General features: G+C 66.0%; 26 protein-coding genes. All 26 read left to right on the forward strand.

Annotated elements, in window-relative coordinates; genetic code table 11:
• Window positions 1-8 precede the first annotated feature (8 nt).
• The 26 genes from rplD to rpsK all read left to right on the forward strand — a co-directional run bounded on the left by rplD (window position 9) and on the right by rpsK (window position 13,556).
• The gene (rplD, locus tag JYK17_RS09795; RefSeq protein WP_108014593.1) at window positions 9-665 is read left to right on the forward strand and encodes a 50S ribosomal protein L4; all 657 of its coding nucleotides are present in this window, start codon (window positions 9-11) and stop codon (window positions 663-665) included.
• Complete coding sequence (gene rplW, locus JYK17_RS09800) at window positions 665-1,084, forward strand: 50S ribosomal protein L23 (RefSeq protein WP_108014594.1); 420 nt, start codon at window positions 665-667, stop codon at window positions 1,082-1,084. Before rplD ends, rplW begins: the two co-directional genes overlap by 1 nt.
• Before the next feature lie 38 nt (window positions 1,085-1,122).
• On the forward strand, window positions 1,123-1,959 hold the full coding sequence (gene rplB / locus JYK17_RS09805; protein WP_016434624.1) for a 50S ribosomal protein L2: 837 nt from the start codon (window positions 1,123-1,125) through the stop codon (window positions 1,957-1,959).
• Between the two features lie 12 nt (window positions 1,960-1,971).
• Window positions 1,972-2,253, forward strand: coding sequence for a 30S ribosomal protein S19 (gene rpsS / locus JYK17_RS09810; protein ID WP_016434625.1), 282 nt, complete (start codon window positions 1,972-1,974; stop codon window positions 2,251-2,253).
• 44 nt (window positions 2,254-2,297) lie between these two features.
• Complete coding sequence (gene rplV, locus JYK17_RS09815) at window positions 2,298-2,645, forward strand: 50S ribosomal protein L22 (RefSeq protein WP_003974262.1); 348 nt, start codon at window positions 2,298-2,300, stop codon at window positions 2,643-2,645.
• Complete coding sequence (gene rpsC, locus JYK17_RS09820) at window positions 2,645-3,484, forward strand: 30S ribosomal protein S3 (RefSeq protein ID WP_108014595.1); 840 nt, start codon at window positions 2,645-2,647, stop codon at window positions 3,482-3,484. Before rplV ends, rpsC begins: the two co-directional genes overlap by 1 nt.
• 5 nt (window positions 3,485-3,489) lie before the next feature.
• On the forward strand, window positions 3,490-3,909 hold the full coding sequence (rplP, locus tag JYK17_RS09825; protein WP_009327094.1) for a 50S ribosomal protein L16: 420 nt from the start codon (window positions 3,490-3,492) through the stop codon (window positions 3,907-3,909).
• Window positions 3,909-4,133, forward strand: a complete 225-nt coding sequence (gene rpmC / locus JYK17_RS09830; RefSeq protein ID WP_007494763.1) for a 50S ribosomal protein L29 — start codon at window positions 3,909-3,911, stop codon at window positions 4,131-4,133. Before rplP ends, rpmC begins: the two co-directional genes overlap by 1 nt.
• The gene (gene rpsQ, locus JYK17_RS09835; RefSeq protein WP_016434628.1) at window positions 4,133-4,420 is read left to right on the forward strand and encodes a 30S ribosomal protein S17; all 288 of its coding nucleotides are present in this window, start codon (window positions 4,133-4,135) and stop codon (window positions 4,418-4,420) included. The genes rpmC and rpsQ overlap by 1 nt, the downstream gene beginning before the upstream one ends.
• 125 nt (window positions 4,421-4,545) lie before the next feature.
• Complete coding sequence (gene rplN, locus JYK17_RS09840) at window positions 4,546-4,914, forward strand: 50S ribosomal protein L14 (protein ID WP_003998823.1); 369 nt, start codon at window positions 4,546-4,548, stop codon at window positions 4,912-4,914.
• A gap of 2 nt (window positions 4,915-4,916) precedes the next feature.
• The gene (gene rplX, locus JYK17_RS09845; RefSeq protein ID WP_053674523.1) at window positions 4,917-5,240 is read left to right on the forward strand and encodes a 50S ribosomal protein L24; all 324 of its coding nucleotides are present in this window, start codon (window positions 4,917-4,919) and stop codon (window positions 5,238-5,240) included.
• Entirely contained in the window at window positions 5,240-5,797 is a 558-nt protein-coding gene (rplE, locus tag JYK17_RS09850; RefSeq protein ID WP_016434630.1) for a 50S ribosomal protein L5, read from the forward strand. Before rplX ends, rplE begins: the two co-directional genes overlap by 1 nt.
• Before the next feature lie 5 nt (window positions 5,798-5,802).
• The gene (locus JYK17_RS09855; protein ID WP_003948630.1) at window positions 5,803-5,988 is read left to right on the forward strand and encodes a type Z 30S ribosomal protein S14; all 186 of its coding nucleotides are present in this window, start codon (window positions 5,803-5,805) and stop codon (window positions 5,986-5,988) included.
• 209 nt (window positions 5,989-6,197) lie between these two features.
• Window positions 6,198-6,596, forward strand: coding sequence for a 30S ribosomal protein S8 (gene rpsH, locus JYK17_RS09860; protein WP_007384075.1), 399 nt, complete (start codon window positions 6,198-6,200; stop codon window positions 6,594-6,596).
• A gap of 24 nt (window positions 6,597-6,620) precedes the next feature.
• Window positions 6,621-7,160 carry a 50S ribosomal protein L6 gene (gene rplF / locus JYK17_RS09865; RefSeq protein WP_108014596.1) on the forward strand — a complete coding sequence of 180 codons (540 nt, stop codon included), beginning with the start codon at window positions 6,621-6,623 and terminating at the stop codon, window positions 7,158-7,160.
• A gap of 3 nt (window positions 7,161-7,163) precedes the next feature.
• The gene (gene rplR / locus JYK17_RS09870; RefSeq protein ID WP_108014597.1) at window positions 7,164-7,547 is read left to right on the forward strand and encodes a 50S ribosomal protein L18; all 384 of its coding nucleotides are present in this window, start codon (window positions 7,164-7,166) and stop codon (window positions 7,545-7,547) included.
• Window positions 7,548-7,583: 36 nt separating this feature from the next.
• Complete coding sequence (gene rpsE / locus JYK17_RS09875) at window positions 7,584-8,189, forward strand: 30S ribosomal protein S5 (protein WP_108014598.1); 606 nt, start codon at window positions 7,584-7,586, stop codon at window positions 8,187-8,189.
• Between the two features lie 2 nt (window positions 8,190-8,191).
• Window positions 8,192-8,374, forward strand: a complete 183-nt coding sequence (gene rpmD, locus JYK17_RS09880; RefSeq protein WP_016434634.1) for a 50S ribosomal protein L30 — start codon at window positions 8,192-8,194, stop codon at window positions 8,372-8,374.
• Window positions 8,375-8,376: 2 nt separating this feature from the next.
• A complete protein-coding gene (gene rplO / locus JYK17_RS09885) occupies window positions 8,377-8,832 on the forward strand; it encodes a 50S ribosomal protein L15 (RefSeq protein ID WP_003974249.1) in 456 nt (151 codons plus the stop codon).
• 190 nt (window positions 8,833-9,022) lie between these two features.
• Complete coding sequence (gene secY / locus JYK17_RS09890; protein ID WP_108014599.1) at window positions 9,023-10,336, forward strand: preprotein translocase subunit SecY; 1,314 nt, start codon at window positions 9,023-9,025, stop codon at window positions 10,334-10,336.
• A complete protein-coding gene (locus JYK17_RS09895) occupies window positions 10,336-10,998 on the forward strand; it encodes an adenylate kinase (RefSeq protein ID WP_108014600.1) in 663 nt (220 codons plus the stop codon). Before secY ends, JYK17_RS09895 begins: the two co-directional genes overlap by 1 nt.
• Before the next feature lie 97 nt (window positions 10,999-11,095).
• The gene (map, locus tag JYK17_RS09900) at window positions 11,096-11,932 is read left to right on the forward strand and encodes a type I methionyl aminopeptidase (RefSeq protein WP_108014601.1); all 837 of its coding nucleotides are present in this window, start codon (window positions 11,096-11,098) and stop codon (window positions 11,930-11,932) included.
• A 179-nt stretch (window positions 11,933-12,111) separates the two neighbouring features.
• On the forward strand, window positions 12,112-12,333 hold the full coding sequence (infA, locus tag JYK17_RS09905) for a translation initiation factor IF-1 (RefSeq protein WP_003948620.1): 222 nt from the start codon (window positions 12,112-12,114) through the stop codon (window positions 12,331-12,333).
• Between the two features lie 59 nt (window positions 12,334-12,392).
• Window positions 12,393-12,506, forward strand: coding sequence for a 50S ribosomal protein L36 (rpmJ, locus tag JYK17_RS09910; protein WP_003998809.1), 114 nt, complete (start codon window positions 12,393-12,395; stop codon window positions 12,504-12,506).
• 194 nt (window positions 12,507-12,700) lie between these two features.
• Window positions 12,701-13,081, forward strand: coding sequence for a 30S ribosomal protein S13 (rpsM, locus tag JYK17_RS09915; RefSeq protein ID WP_108014602.1), 381 nt, complete (start codon window positions 12,701-12,703; stop codon window positions 13,079-13,081).
• A gap of 70 nt (window positions 13,082-13,151) precedes the next feature.
• The gene (gene rpsK / locus JYK17_RS09920; RefSeq protein ID WP_003956432.1) at window positions 13,152-13,556 is read left to right on the forward strand and encodes a 30S ribosomal protein S11; all 405 of its coding nucleotides are present in this window, start codon (window positions 13,152-13,154) and stop codon (window positions 13,554-13,556) included.
• Window positions 13,557-13,776: the final 220 nt, after the last annotated feature.

Raw genomic sequence — 13,776 nt, forward strand, 5'->3', positions numbered from 1 at the left:
GGTAACCGATGAGCACTGTTGACATCCTTTCGCCTGCCGGCGACAAGGCCGGTTCCGTCGAGCTCCCCGCGGAGATCTTCGACGTCGAAAAGGTCAGCATCCCGCTGATCCACCAGGTCGTCGTCGCCCAGCTGGCCGCTGCCCGTCAGGGCACGCACAAGACCAAGACCCGTGGCGAGGTCCGCGGTGGCGGCAAGAAGCCGTACCGCCAGAAGGGCACCGGCCGCGCCCGTCAGGGCTCGACCCGCGCCCCGCAGTTCGCCGGCGGTGGCGTCGTCCACGGCCCGCAGCCGCGTGACTACTCGCAGCGGACCCCGAAGAAGATGAAGGCTGCCGCTCTGCGTCACGCCCTCACCGACCGGGCCCGTCACAACCGCATCCACGTCGTCTCCGGCGTGGTCGAGGGCGAGACCCCCAGCACCAAGGCCGCCAAGGGCCTGTTCGGCAAGATCAGCGAGCGCAAGAACCTGCTCCTGGTCGTCGAGCGCGCCGACGAGGCCGCGTGGCTGTCCGCCCGCAACCTGCCCCAGGTCCACATCCTGGAGCCGGGCCAGCTGAACACGTACGACGTTCTCGTCTCGGACGACGTGGTCTTCACCCAGGCCGCTTTCGAGTCCTTCGTGTCCGGCCCGAAGGCCAATGACACCGAAGGGAGCGAGGCCTGATGGCTACGCGTCACCCGAGCATCGCCTCCAAGGCTGCGAAGGCCGCCAAGGCCGCGCGCGTCGCCAAGGCGCGCCGCCACGAGGCCGAGGGCAAGAACACCGTCGAGACCCCGCTCAGCAAGTCGTACACGGACCCCCGTGACGTCCTGCTGAAGCCGGTCGTCTCCGAGAAGAGCTACGCGCTCCTCGACGAGAACAAGTACACGTTCGTCGTCGACCCGCGTGCCAACAAGACCCAGATCAAGGAGGCCGTCCAGGCGGTCTTCTCGGTCAAGGTCACCGGGGTCAACACGATCAACCGCATCGGCAAGCGCAAGCGGACCCGCACCGGCTTCGGCCAGCGTGCGGCGACCAAGCGCGCGATCGTGACCCTCGCCGAGGGCGACCGTATCGACATCTTCGGCGGTCCGACCGCGTAAGCGGGTCGGATCGTCCGATATCGGACGAGGACTGAGAAATGGGAATCCGCAAGTACAAGCCGACTACGCCGGGCCGTCGTGGCTCCAGCGTCGCCGACTTCGTCGAGGTCACGCGGTCCACGCCGGAGAAGTCGCTGGTCCGTCCCCTGCACAGCAAGGGCGGCCGTAACAATTCCGGTCGTGTGACCGTCCGCCACCAGGGCGGTGGCCACAAGCGCGCCTACCGAGTGATCGACTTCCGTCGTCACGACAAGGACGGCGTGCCGGCGAAGGTCGCGCACATCGAGTACGACCCCAACCGCACCGCGCGCATCGCGCTGCTCCACTACGCGGACGGCGAGAAGCGCTACATCCTGGCGCCCCGGGGTCTGAACCAGGGCGACCGGATCGAGAACGGTCCCGGCGCCGACATCAAGCCCGGCAACAACCTGGCGCTGCGCAACATCCCGGTCGGTACGACGATCCACTCCGTGGAGCTTCGTCCGGGCGGCGGCGCCAAGTTCGCCCGCTCCGCCGGTGCCTCCGTGCAGCTGCTCGCGAAGGAGGGCTCGATGGCCCACCTGCGCATGCCGTCCGGTGAGATCCGCCTGGTCGACCAGCGCTGCCGCGCCACGGTCGGCGAGGTCGGCAACGCCGAGCAGAGCAACATCAACTGGGGCAAGGCCGGCCGCAAGCGCTGGCTGGGCGTCCGCCCGACCGTTCGCGGTGTGGCGATGAACCCGGTTGACCACCCCCACGGTGGTGGTGAGGGCAAGACCTCCGGTGGTCGCCACCCGGTCAGCCCCTGGGGCCAGAAGGAAGGTCGTACTCGTTCGCCCAAGAAGGCGTCGAACAAGTACATCGTCCGCCGCCGCAAGACGAACAAGAAGCGCTAGGAGCGGGTTTAGATGCCGCGCAGTCTCAAGAAGGGGCCCTTCGTCGACGACCACCTGATCAAGAAGGTGGAAGTCCAGAACGAAGCGGGCACCAAGAACGTCATCAAGACCTGGTCCCGTCGCTCGATGATCGTCCCGGCCATGCTCGGCCACACGATCGCGGTGCACAACGGCAAGACCCACATCCCGGTGTTCGTCACCGAGTCGATGGTCGGCCACAAGCTCGGCGAGTTCTCGCCGACGCGCACCTTCCGGGGTCACGTCAAGGACGACCGGAAGTCGAAGCGCCGCTAGCAGCGGATCGCATTCAGACACGTAAGTAACTGAGAGGGACAACCATGGAAGCCAGGGCCCAGGCGCGGTACATCCGCGTTACGCCCATGAAGGCCCGCCGCGTGGTGGACCTTATCCGTGGCATGGACGCCACGGAGGCTCAGGCTGTTCTGCGATTCGCTCCGCAGGCAGCCTCCGTGCCCGTCGGCAAGGTGCTCGACAGCGCCATCGCCAACGCCGCGCACAACTACGACCACACCGACGCCGACAGCCTCTTCATCTCCGAGGCGTACGTCGACGAGGGCCCGACCCTGAAGCGCTTCCGTCCGCGTGCCCAGGGCCGTGCCTACCGGATCCGCAAGCGGACCAGCCACATCACCGTGGTCGTCAGCAGCAAGGAAGGAACCCGGTAATGGGCCAGAAGGTTAACCCGCATGGGTTCCGGCTCGGTGTCACCACGGACTTCAAGTCCCGGTGGTACGCCGACAAGCTGTACAAGGACTACGTCAAGGAAGACGTCGCCATCCGTCGGATGATGACGTCCGGCATGGAGCGCGCCGGCATCTCGAAGGTGGAGATCGAGCGCACCCGTGACCGCGTGCGGGTGGACATCCACACCGCTCGTCCGGGCATCGTCATCGGCCGCCGTGGCGCCGAGGCCGACCGCATCCGCGGTGACCTCGAGAAGCTCACGGGCAAGCAGGTCCAGCTGAACATCCTCGAGGTGAAGAACCCCGAGACCGACGCTCAGCTGGTCGCCCAGGCCGTCGCCGAGCAGCTCTCCTCCCGCGTCTCCTTCCGCCGTGCCATGCGCAAGAGCATGCAGTCGGCGATGAAGGCCGGCGCCAAGGGCATCAAGATCCAGTGCGGTGGCCGCCTCGGCGGCGCCGAGATGTCCCGCTCGGAGTTCTACCGCGAGGGCCGCGTGCCCCTGCACACGCTCCGCGCGAACGTGGACTACGGCTTCTTCGAGGCCAAGACGACCTTCGGCCGCATCGGCGTGAAGGTCTGGATCTACAAGGGCGACGTCAAGAACATCGCCGAGGTCCGCGCCGAGAACGCCGCGGCCCGTGCGGGTAACCGCCCGGCCCGTGGTGGTGCCGACCGCCCGGCCCGTGGTGGCCGCGGTGGCGAGCGGCGCGGTCGCAAGCCGCAGCAGGCTGCCGGCGCCGAGGCCCCCAAGGCCGAGGCTCCCGCAGCCGCCGCTCCGGCTGAGGCGCCGTCCTCTTCTACTGGCGGAACGGAGGCCTGACCGAAATGCTGATCCCCCGTAGGGTCAAGCACCGCAAGCAGCACCACCCGAAGCGCAGCGGCGCTGCCAAGGGCGGTACCCAGGTTGCGTTCGGCGAGTACGGCATCCAGGCGCTCACCCCGGCGTATGTGACGAACCGTCAGATCGAGGCCGCTCGTATCGCCATGACGCGTCACATCAAGCGTGGTGGCAAGGTCTGGATCAACATCTACCCGGACCGTCCCCTCACCAAGAAGCCTGCCGAGACCCGCATGGGTTCCGGTAAGGGTTCGCCGGAGTGGTGGATCGCCAACGTCAAGCCCGGACGCGTGATGTTCGAGCTGTCGTACCCCAACGAGAAGATCGCCCGTGAGGCGCTGACCCGTGCGGCCCACAAGCTGCCGATGAAGTGCCGGATCGTCAAGCGCGAGGCAGGTGAAGCGTGATGTCGGCCGGTACCAAGGCGTCCGAGCTGCGCGAGCTGGGCAACGAGGAGCTTCTGGCGAAGCTCCGCGAGGCCAAGGAAGAGCTGTTCAACCTCCGCTTCCAGGCGGCGACCGGGCAGCTCGAGAACCATGGCCGTCTGAAGGCGGTCCGCAAGGACATCGCGCGGATCTACACCCTGATGCGCGAGCGTGAGCTGGGCATCGAAACGGTGGAGAACGCCTGATGAGCGAGAGCAATGTGACTGAAGAGACGAAGGCCGCGCGCGGCTTCCGCAAGACCCGTGAGGGTCTCGTCGTCAGCGACAAGATGGACAAGACCGTCGTCGTCGCCGTCGAGGACCGCGTCAAGCACGCGCTGTACGGCAAGGTCATCCGCCGTACCAACAAGCTCAAGGCGCACGACGAGCAGAACGCCGCGGGCGTCGGCGACCGTGTCCTCCTCGCGGAGACCCGGCCGCTGTCCGCGACGAAGCGCTGGCGCGTCGTCGAGATCCTCGAGAAGGCCAAGTAGGTAATTCCCGCAAGGGAATTCCAACATGTACGCCTGCGAGGCACCCCTCGCAGGACAGTTCCGCCAGGCTCCGGGGGCCGTTCTGAACGGCCCCCGGGGAACCGGCAGACAAACAGGAGATAGACGTGATCCAGCAGGAGTCGCGACTGCGTGTCGCCGACAACACTGGTGCGAAGGAAATCCTTTGCATCCGTGTGCTCGGTGGCTCCGGTCGCCGCTACGCGGGCATCGGTGACGTCATCGTCGCCACCGTCAAGGACGCGATCCCCGGTGGCAACGTGAAGAAGGGTGACGTCGTCAAGGCGGTCATCGTTCGCACCGTCAAGGAGCGCCGCCGTCCGGACGGCTCGTACATCCGCTTCGACGAGAACGCCGCCGTCATTCTGAAGAACGACGGCGACCCTCGCGGCACCCGCATCTTCGGCCCGGTCGGGCGTGAGCTGCGCGAGAAGAAGTTCATGAAGATCATCTCGCTGGCTCCGGAGGTGCTGTAAGCATGAAGATCAAGAAGGGCGACCTGGTCCAGGTCATCACCGGCAAGGACAAGGGCAAGCAGGGCAAGGTCATTGCCGCTTACCCGCGCGACGAGCGCGTCCTGGTCGAGGGTGTCAACCGGGTCAAGAAGCACACCAAGGCCGGCCCCACCGCTCGCGGTTCGCAGGCCGGCGGCATCGTCACGACCGAGGCGCCGATCCACGTCTCCAACGTCCAGCTGGTCGTTGAGAAGGACGGCAACAAGGTTGTCACGCGTGTCGGTTACCGCTTCGACGACGAAGGCAACAAGATCCGCGTTGCCAAGCGGACGGGTGAGGACATCTGATGGCTACCACCACCACTCCGCGTCTGAAGCAGAAGTACCGCGAGGAGATCGCGGGCAAGCTGCGTGACGAGTTCAAGTACGAGAACGTCATGCAGATCCCCGGTCTCGTCAAGATCGTGGTCAACATGGGTGTCGGCGACGCCGCCCGTGACTCGAAGCTGATCGAGGGCGCGATCCGCGACCTGACCACCATCACCGGTCAGAAGCCGGCCGTCACCAAGGCCCGCAAGTCCATCGCGCAGTTCAAGCTGCGCGAGGGACAGCCGATCGGTGCCCACGTCACGCTCCGTGGCGACCGCATGTGGGAGTTCCTGGACCGCACCCTGTCGCTCGCGCTGCCGCGCATCCGCGACTTCCGTGGTCTGTCCCCCAAGCAGTTCGACGGCCGTGGCAACTACACCTTCGGTCTCACGGAGCAGGTCATGTTCCACGAGATCGACCAGGACAAGATCGACCGCGTCCGGGGTATGGACATCACCGTGGTCACCACGGCGACCAACGACGCTGAGGGCCGCGCGCTCCTTCGTCACCTCGGCTTCCCCTTCAAGGAGGCGTGAGCGAGATGGCGAAGAAGGCTCTGATCGCGAAGGCTGCTCGCAAGCCCAAGTTCGGCGTGCGTGGTTACACGCGCTGCCAGCGCTGCGGCCGTCCCCACTCCGTGTACCGCAAGTTCGGCCTGTGCCGCGTGTGCCTTCGTGAGATGGCTCACCGTGGCGAGCTGCCGGGCGTGACCAAGAGCTCCTGGTAATCCCGTAGTTCGGGATTCCGGAAGCTCTCGGTAAGCAAAGGGTTTGGTCAGGTGCCCACCCCTCCATGGCTTAGGCTGGGAGGGTTGGGCGCCTGACGCCCAGACGACTTACTACGCCGTAGGTCCACCGCACCGCACCCGCCTCGTCTCGGATCGAGGAGAGGGATGGGCACCTGGAAACCCCGGCGAGAGAGGCCGAAGGCCAATTCATGACCATGACTGATCCGATCGCAGACATGCTTACGCGTCTGCGGAACGCGAACTCGGCATACCACGACTCCGTGACGATGCCGGCATCGAAGATCAAGTCGCACATCGCGGAGATCCTCCAGCAGGAGGGCTTCATCACGGGCTGGAAGGTCGAGGACGCCGAGGTCGGCAAGAACCTCGTCCTGGAGCTGAAGTTCGGCCCCAACCGTGAGCGCTCCATCGCGGGCATCAAGCGGATCTCCAAGCCCGGTCTCCGGGTGTACGCGAAGTCCACCAACCTGCCCAAGGTCCTCGGCGGCCTCGGCGTGGCGATCATCTCCACGTCGCACGGTCTCCTGACCGACAAGCAGGCCGGCAAGAAGGGCGTGGGTGGGGAAGTCCTCGCCTACGTCTGGTAACGGAAGGGAACGGAGGAAACAGCTATGTCGCGTATTGGCAAGCTCCCCATCACGGTTCCCGCCGGCGTGGACGTCACCATCGACGGCCGTACGGTCTCGGTCAAGGGCCCCAAGGGCACGCTGACCCACACCGTCGCATCGCCGATCGACATCGCCAAGGGTGAGGACGGCGTTCTCAACGTCACCCGCCCCAACGACGAGCGTCAGAACAAGGCCCTGCACGGCCTGTCCCGCACGCTGGTGGCGAACATGATCACCGGCGTGACCCAGGGTTACGTGAAGAAGCTCGAGATCAGCGGTGTCGGTTACCGCGTGACGGCCAAGGGCTCGAACCTCGAGTTCGCGCTCGGCTACAGCCACCCGATCACCGTCGAGGCGCCCGAGGGGATCACCTTCAAGGTGGAGAACCCGACCCGCTTCTCGGTCGAGGGCATCGACAAGCAGAAGGTCGGCGAGGTTGCGGCCAACATCCGCAAGCTGCGCAAGCCCGACCCGTACAAGGCCAAGGGCGTCAAGTACGAGGGCGAAGTCATCCGCCGCAAGGTCGGAAAGGCGGGTAAGTAAGCCATGGCATACGGGCAGAAGATCCTCAAGGGCGACGCCTACAAGCGCGCCGCGATCAAGCGCCGTCACGTCCGGATCCGCAAGAGGGTGTCCGGTACGGCGGAGCGTCCCCGTCTGGTTGTGACCCGCTCCAACCGCCACATCGTGGCGCAGGTGATCGACGACCTGAAGGGCCACACCGTGGCGTCGGCGTCCACGCTGGACACGTCGATCCGTGGTGGCGAGGGCGACAAGTCCGCGCAGGCCAAGCAGGTCGGCGCCCTGGTCGCCGAGCGTGCCAAGGCCGCCGGTGTCGAGGCCGTGGTGTTCGACCGTGGTGGCAACCAGTACGCCGGGCGCATCGCCGCCCTGGCGGACGCCGCCCGCGAGGCCGGGCTCAAGTTCTGAGCCGCTTGTAGCTAGCGGAAAGAGAGAGGTAATCCAATGGCTGGACCCCAGCGCCGCGGAAGCGGTGCCGGTGGCGGCGAGCGGCGGGACCGGAAGGGCCGTGACGGCGGCGCTGCTGCCGCCGAGAAGACCGCGTACGTTGAGCGCGTCGTCGCGATCAACCGCGTCGCCAAGGTTGTGAAGGGTGGTCGTCGCTTCAGCTTCACCGCGCTGGTCGTGGTGGGCGACGGTGACGGCACCGTGGGTGTCGGATACGGCAAGGCCAAGGAGGTGCCGGCCGCCATCGCCAAGGGCGTTGAGGAGGCCAAGAAGCACTTCTTCAAGGTCCCCCGCATCCAGGGCACCATCCCGCACCCCATCCAGGGTGAGAAGGCTGCCGGCGTCGTACTGCTCAAGCCCGCGTCCCCCGGTACCGGTGTTATCGCCGGTGGCCCGGTGCGTGCCGTGCTCGAGTGCGCCGGTATCCACGACATCCTGTCGAAGTCGCTCGGCTCCGACAACGCGATCAACATCGTGCACGCGACCGTGGCGGCCCTCAAGGGCCTGCAGCGTCCCGAGGAGGTCGCGGCCCGCCGCGGTCTGCCGCTCGAGGACGTCGCCCCCGCGGCTCTGCTGCGTGCGCGTGCGGGAGCGGGTGCGTAATCATGGCGCAGCTCAAGATCACGCAGACGAAGTCGTACATCGGCAGCAAGCAGAACCACCGCGACACCCTTCGTTCCCTGGGCCTCAAGCGCCTGGGTGACGTGGTCGTCAAGGAGGACCGCCCCGAGTTCCGCGGAATGGTGCACACCGTCCGCCACCTCGTGTCGGTCGAGGAGGTCGACTGATCATGGCGGAGAACAACCCGCTCAAGATCCACAACCTCCGTCCCGCCCCGGGCGCCAAGACCGCCAAGACCCGTGTCGGTCGTGGTGAGGCGTCGAAGGGTAAGACGGCCGGTCGTGGTACCAAGGGCACGAAGGCCCGCTACCAGGTTCCGGAGCGCTTCGAGGGTGGGCAGATGCCCCTCCACATGCGTCTTCCGAAGCTGAAGGGCTTCAAGAACCCGTTCAAGACCGAGTTCCAGGTCGTGAACCTCGACAAGCTGGCCGCGCTCTACCCCGAGGGTGGCGAGGTCACCGTCGAGGGTCTGGTGGCCAAGGGTGCCGTTCGCAAGAACAGCCTCGTCAAGGTCCTCGGCCAGGGCGAGATCTCCGTGGCGCTGCAGGTGACGGTCGACGCCGTCTCCGGCTCCGCCAAGGAGAAGATCACCGCCGCCGGCGGCACCGTCACCGAGCTCGTCTGAGCCTTACGGGCGATGACTCGATGACCTGAACGATCCCGACCGGGGATATCCCACAAAGGGGTATCCCCGGTTGGTCGTTCCACGGGAAGCTGTGCCGCCGGTAAGGTAGCCAGCACTGTTCTCGTTTGTATCCGTCGAACCTCAAGACCGTCACCCTTGACGCAGTTGCGCGGGGGTCGCAGGAGGCACCGTGCTCACCGCGTTCGCCCGGGCGTTCAGGACGCCCGACCTGCGCAAGAAGCTGCTCTTCACGCTCGGCATCATCGTGGTGTACCGGGTCGGTACCCACATCCCGATCCCCGGCGTCAACTACCAGGCCGTCCAGAGTTGTGTCGATCAGGCGTCCGGCAACCAGGGCCTGTTCGGTCTGGTCAACATGTTCAGCGGCGGCGCGCTGCTGCAGATCACGGTCTTCGCGCTCGGCATCATGCCGTACATCACGGCGAGCATCATTCTCCAGCTGCTGACCGTGGTGATCCCGCGTCTGGAAGCCCTCAAGAAGGAGGGGCAGGCGGGTACGGCGAAGATCACGCAGTACACCCGCTACCTGACGGTGGCGCTCGCCATCCTGCAGGGCACCGGCCTGGTGGCCACCGCCCGCAGCGGCGCCCTCTTCTCGGGCTGCACCGTCGCCTCCAGCATCGTCCCGGACCAGGCGATCTTCACGACCATCACCATGGTCGTCTGCATGACCGCCGGTACGGCCGTGGTGATGTGGCTCGGCGAGCTGATCACCGACCGCGGCATCGGCAACGGCATGTCGATCCTGATGTTCATCTCGATCGCCGCCACCTTCCCCTCCGCGCTGTGGGCCATCAAGAAGCAGGGCACCCTGGCCGGCGGCTGGATCGAGTTCGGCACCGTCATCCTGGTCGGCCTGGTCATGGTCGGCCTGGTGGTCTTCGTCGAGCAGGCCCAGCGCCGCATCCCCGTGCAGTACGCGAAGCGGATGATCGGCCGCCGTTCCTACGGCGGCACCTCGACGTACATCCCGCTGAAGGTCAACCAGGCGGGTGTGATCCCGGTCATCTTCGCCTCGTCGCTGCTCTACATCCCGGCACTGATCGCTCAGTTCTCCGGCAGCAAGGCCGGCTGGAAGACCTGGGTCGAGCAGAACCTGACCAAGGGCGACCACCCGATCTACCTGGTCAGCTACTTCTTGCTGATCGTTTTCTTCGCGTTCTTCTACGTGGCGATCTCCTTCAACCCCGAAGAAGTCGCCGACAACATGAAGAAGTATGGTGGCTTCATCCCGGGCATCCGGGCTGGCCGACCGACCGCTGAGTACCTCAGCTACGTACTCAACCGGATCACCTGGCCGGGTTCGCTGTATCTGGGTCTGATCGCTCTCGTGCCAACGATGGCGTTGGTCGGGTTCGGGGCAACCGGTAACTTCCCCTTCGGCGGGACGAGCATCCTGATCATCGTGGGTGTGGGTCTTGAGACGGTGAAGCAGATCGAGAGCCAGCTCCAGCAGCGCAATTACGAAGGGTTCCTCCGCTGATGCGAATCGTCCTCGTCGGGCCGCCGGGTGCTGGGAAGGGCACTCAGGCCATGCGCCTCGCCGGGAAGCTCTCGATCCCGCACATCTCCACGGGCGATCTGTTCCGGGCCAACATCAGCCGGCACACGGAGCTCGGGAAGCTCGCGAAGTCCTACATGGACGCCGGCAACCTCGTCCCCGACGAGGTGACCATCGCGATGGCCAAGGACCGCATGGAGCAGCCGGACGCCGAGAACGGCTTCCTGCTCGACGGTTTCCCCCGCAACGTCTCGCAGGCCGAGGCGCTCGACGAGCTGCTGAAGACCGAGGGCATCAAGCTGGATGCGGTCCTCGACCTCGAAGTCCCCGAGGAAGAGGTCGTCAAGCGGATCGCCGGCCGGCGCATCTGCCGCAACAAGGCAGAGCACGTGTTCCACGTGACGTACAGCCCGCCGAAGAAGGAAGGCGTCTGCGACGTCTGCGGCGGCGAGCTCTACCAGCGCGACGACGACTCCGAGGACACCGTCCGCACCCGCCTCGAGGTCTACCACACGCAGACCGAGCCGATCATCGACTACTACAAGGCACAGGGTCTGGTCGCCACGATCTCCTCCCTGGGCCCGGTGGAAGAGATCACGCAGCGGGCGCTGGAGGCTCTCAAGCGCGAGGACGACGGCAAGTAGCCGTCAGCCTGTTACGGCCGTGGCACCCGCAGGGGCGTCACGGCCGTAGTGTTGTGTCGGTAACCGGTTGACGTTGTGACGGAGAGCGCAGGACCCCATGGTGCAGATCAAGAGCCCCGAGCAGATCGCCAAGATGCGGGAGGCGGGGCTGGTGGTGGCCGCCATCCACGCGGCGACCCGTGAGGCGGCCGTGCCCGGCGCCTCGACGAAGGACCTGGACCAGGTCGCGCGCAAGGTCCTCGCCGAGCACAACGCCAAGCCCAACTTCCTGGGCTACGGCGGCTTCCCGGCCACGATCTGCACCTCCGTGAACGAGGTCGTCGTGCACGGCATCCCGTCCGACGAGGTCGTCCTCAAGGACGGCGACATCATCTCCATCGACTGCGGCGCGATCATCGACGGCTGGCACGGCGACGCGGCGTACACCGCCTTCGTGGGCTCCGGGCACGCCCCCGAGCTGATCGAGCTCTCCCGGGTGACCGAGGAGTCGATGTGGGCCGGCATCGCGGCGATGAAGCAGGGCAACCGGCTGGTCGACGTCTCCCGCGCCATCGAGACCTACATCCGCCGCCAGCCCAAGCCGGGCGGCGGCAAGTACGGGATCATCGAGGACTACGGCGGCCACGGCATCGGCACCGAGATGCACATGGACCCGCATCTGCTGAACTACGTCGACCGCCGCCGCGGCAAGGGCCCCAAGCTGGTCCCCGGCTTCTGCCTCGCGATCGAGCCGATGGTCTCCCTCGGCACCCCGAAGACCGAGGTCCTCTCCGACGACTGGACCGTGATCACGACGGACGGCACCTGGTCCTCGCACTGGGAGCACTCCATCGCCCTGACCGAGCAGGGCCCCCTGGTCCTGACGGCCCCGGACGGCGGCCGGGCGAAGCTGGCGGAGCTCGGCATCACCGCCGCTCCCGACCCGCTCGGATAGGGCTGCGAGCGGTCTGCGGGTGCTTAACGATCTGCCTGCTGGGGCAGACTCACTCGATTCGTCTTTCAGGGTGCGCTGACGTAGACTGACTCGTCGGCTCTCGTGCACCCGCATGTCCGCATGCGCCCGTAAGGGAAAGTGCGAGAGTCGATCAAGGTAGTCGATTCGAAGGGCGAAGCGTGGCCAAGAAGCAAGGTGCCATCGAGATCGAGGGCACTGTCGTCGAGTCTCTTCCGAACGCCATGTTCAAGGTCGAGCTCCAGAACGGCCACCAGGTCCTGGCACACATCAGCGGCAAGATGCGCATGCACTACATCCGCATCCTCCCTGACGACCGGGTCGTGGTGGAGTTGTCTCCGTACGACCTGACGCGTGGCCGGATCGTCTACCGCTACAAGTAGATCTTGCCCGCATCCCGCTTCGGTGGGGTGGTGGCACTGACCCGGAGAACCTCAATCCCATGAAGGTCAAGCCGAGCGTCAAGAAGATCTGCGACAAGTGCAGGGTGATCCGCCGTCACGGTCGGGTCATGGTCATCTGCGAGAACCCGCGCCACAAGCAGCGCCAGGGCTGACGCAGGACCGAACCCTCTGCATCGACATCGCAGAGATTCGCGCGACGCAAGCTGAATTGTTCATACGCAGAACCCGGACGGCATACGTCGTCTGACACCCCCGGTTCGGAGGCCGGGGACCCAGTTCGTACCTGGTACGGCGGCTGGGAACCGGTTCTGCGGAAGACCTCCGAAGATCACCAGGAGCCATAGAAGTGGCACGCGTTTCCGGTGTTGACATCCCGCGCGAAAAGCGCGTGGAGGTCGCCCTGACCTACGTGTTCGGTATTGGCCGGACTCTCGCCCAGCAGACGCTGGCGGAGACCGGTGTCGACCCGAACACCCGAGTTCGTGACCTGAGCGAAGAGCAGCTCGTCGCGATCCGCGAGTACGTCGACAACAACATCAAGACCGAGGGTGACCTCCGTCGCGAGATCCAGGCCGACATCCGCCGCAAGGTCGAGATCGGCTGCTACCAGGGTCTCCGTCACCGTCGCGGTCTGCCTGTCCGCGGTCAGCGCACCAGCACGAACGCTCGTACCCGCAAGGGCCCGCGTCGCGCCATCGCCGGCAAGAAGAAGCCGGGCAAGAAGTAGTCCTCAGCGGACAACGCTTCATCAGCGGTCTTCGCTGTAGGACCGACCACCTCCCCGTAGGAGTTTGTAGATGCCCCCCAAGGGTCGTCAGGGCGCTGCCAAGAAGGTGCGCCGCAAGGAAAAGAAGAACGTCGCTCACGGCCACGCGCACATCAAGAGCACGTTCAACAACACGATCGTCTCCATCACGGACCCGTCGGGCAACGTGATCTCCTGGGCCTCCGCCGGCCACGTCGGCTTCAAGGGCTCCCGGAAGTCCACGCCGTTCGCCGCGCAGATGGCTGCCGAGTCGGCCGCCCGCCGCGCTCAGGAGCACGGCATGCGCAAGGTCGACGTGTTCGTCAAGGGCCCGGGTTCCGGTCGTGAGACCGCCATCCGTTCCCTGCAGGCCACGGGCCTCGAGGTCGGCTCCATCCAGGACGTCACCCCGACCCCGCACAACGGCTGCCGTCCGCCGAAGCGTCGTCGCGTCTGACGTACGGCTGCTTCCCAGCAGGCTTCGGGTTCGGGCGGTACGGCTCTGCAAGGGCCGTATCGCCCTTACCCTTGCAGTACCCGTCCCTTTTGCCGGGGACGGCTCCGTCGGACGTCAAATAGCGGGCGTCCACGAAAGAAGGATCTGATCCACACATGCTGATCGCTCAGCGTCCCTCGTTGACCGAAGAGGTCGTCGACGAGTTCCGCTCCCGGTTCGT

The sequence above is a fragment of the Streptomyces plumbidurans genome, from assembly GCF_019857225.1.
Taxonomy (GTDB): Bacteria; Actinomycetota; Actinomycetes; order Streptomycetales; family Streptomycetaceae; genus Streptomyces; species Streptomyces plumbidurans.

Coding starts and splice junctions, on each gene's coding strand:
- rplD (WP_108014593.1), top strand. CDS start 9: ATGAGCACTGTTGACATCCTTTCGCCTGCCGGCGACAAGGCCGGTTCC.
- rplW (WP_108014594.1), top strand. CDS start 665: ATGGCTACGCGTCACCCGAGCATCGCCTCCAAGGCTGCGAAGGCCGCC.
- rplB (WP_016434624.1), top strand. CDS start 1,123: ATGGGAATCCGCAAGTACAAGCCGACTACGCCGGGCCGTCGTGGCTCC.
- rpsS (WP_016434625.1), top strand. CDS start 1,972: ATGCCGCGCAGTCTCAAGAAGGGGCCCTTCGTCGACGACCACCTGATC.
- rplV (WP_003974262.1), top strand. CDS start 2,298: ATGGAAGCCAGGGCCCAGGCGCGGTACATCCGCGTTACGCCCATGAAG.
- rpsC (WP_108014595.1), top strand. CDS start 2,645: ATGGGCCAGAAGGTTAACCCGCATGGGTTCCGGCTCGGTGTCACCACG.
- rplP (WP_009327094.1), top strand. CDS start 3,490: ATGCTGATCCCCCGTAGGGTCAAGCACCGCAAGCAGCACCACCCGAAG.
- rpmC (WP_007494763.1), top strand. CDS start 3,909: ATGTCGGCCGGTACCAAGGCGTCCGAGCTGCGCGAGCTGGGCAACGAG.
- rpsQ (WP_016434628.1), top strand. CDS start 4,133: ATGAGCGAGAGCAATGTGACTGAAGAGACGAAGGCCGCGCGCGGCTTC.
- rplX (WP_053674523.1), top strand. CDS start 4,917: ATGAAGATCAAGAAGGGCGACCTGGTCCAGGTCATCACCGGCAAGGAC.
- rplE (WP_016434630.1), top strand. CDS start 5,240: ATGGCTACCACCACCACTCCGCGTCTGAAGCAGAAGTACCGCGAGGAG.
- JYK17_RS09855 (WP_003948630.1), top strand. CDS start 5,803: ATGGCGAAGAAGGCTCTGATCGCGAAGGCTGCTCGCAAGCCCAAGTTC.
- rpsH (WP_007384075.1), top strand. CDS start 6,198: ATGACCATGACTGATCCGATCGCAGACATGCTTACGCGTCTGCGGAAC.
- rplF (WP_108014596.1), top strand. CDS start 6,621: ATGTCGCGTATTGGCAAGCTCCCCATCACGGTTCCCGCCGGCGTGGAC.
- rplR (WP_108014597.1), top strand. CDS start 7,164: ATGGCATACGGGCAGAAGATCCTCAAGGGCGACGCCTACAAGCGCGCC.
- rpsE (WP_108014598.1), top strand. CDS start 7,584: ATGGCTGGACCCCAGCGCCGCGGAAGCGGTGCCGGTGGCGGCGAGCGG.
- rpmD (WP_016434634.1), top strand. CDS start 8,192: ATGGCGCAGCTCAAGATCACGCAGACGAAGTCGTACATCGGCAGCAAG.
- rplO (WP_003974249.1), top strand. CDS start 8,377: ATGGCGGAGAACAACCCGCTCAAGATCCACAACCTCCGTCCCGCCCCG.
- JYK17_RS09895 (WP_108014600.1), top strand. CDS start 10,336: ATGCGAATCGTCCTCGTCGGGCCGCCGGGTGCTGGGAAGGGCACTCAG.
- map (WP_108014601.1), top strand. CDS start 11,096: ATGGTGCAGATCAAGAGCCCCGAGCAGATCGCCAAGATGCGGGAGGCG.
- rpmJ (WP_003998809.1), top strand. CDS start 12,393: ATGAAGGTCAAGCCGAGCGTCAAGAAGATCTGCGACAAGTGCAGGGTG.
- rpsK (WP_003956432.1), top strand. CDS start 13,152: ATGCCCCCCAAGGGTCGTCAGGGCGCTGCCAAGAAGGTGCGCCGCAAG.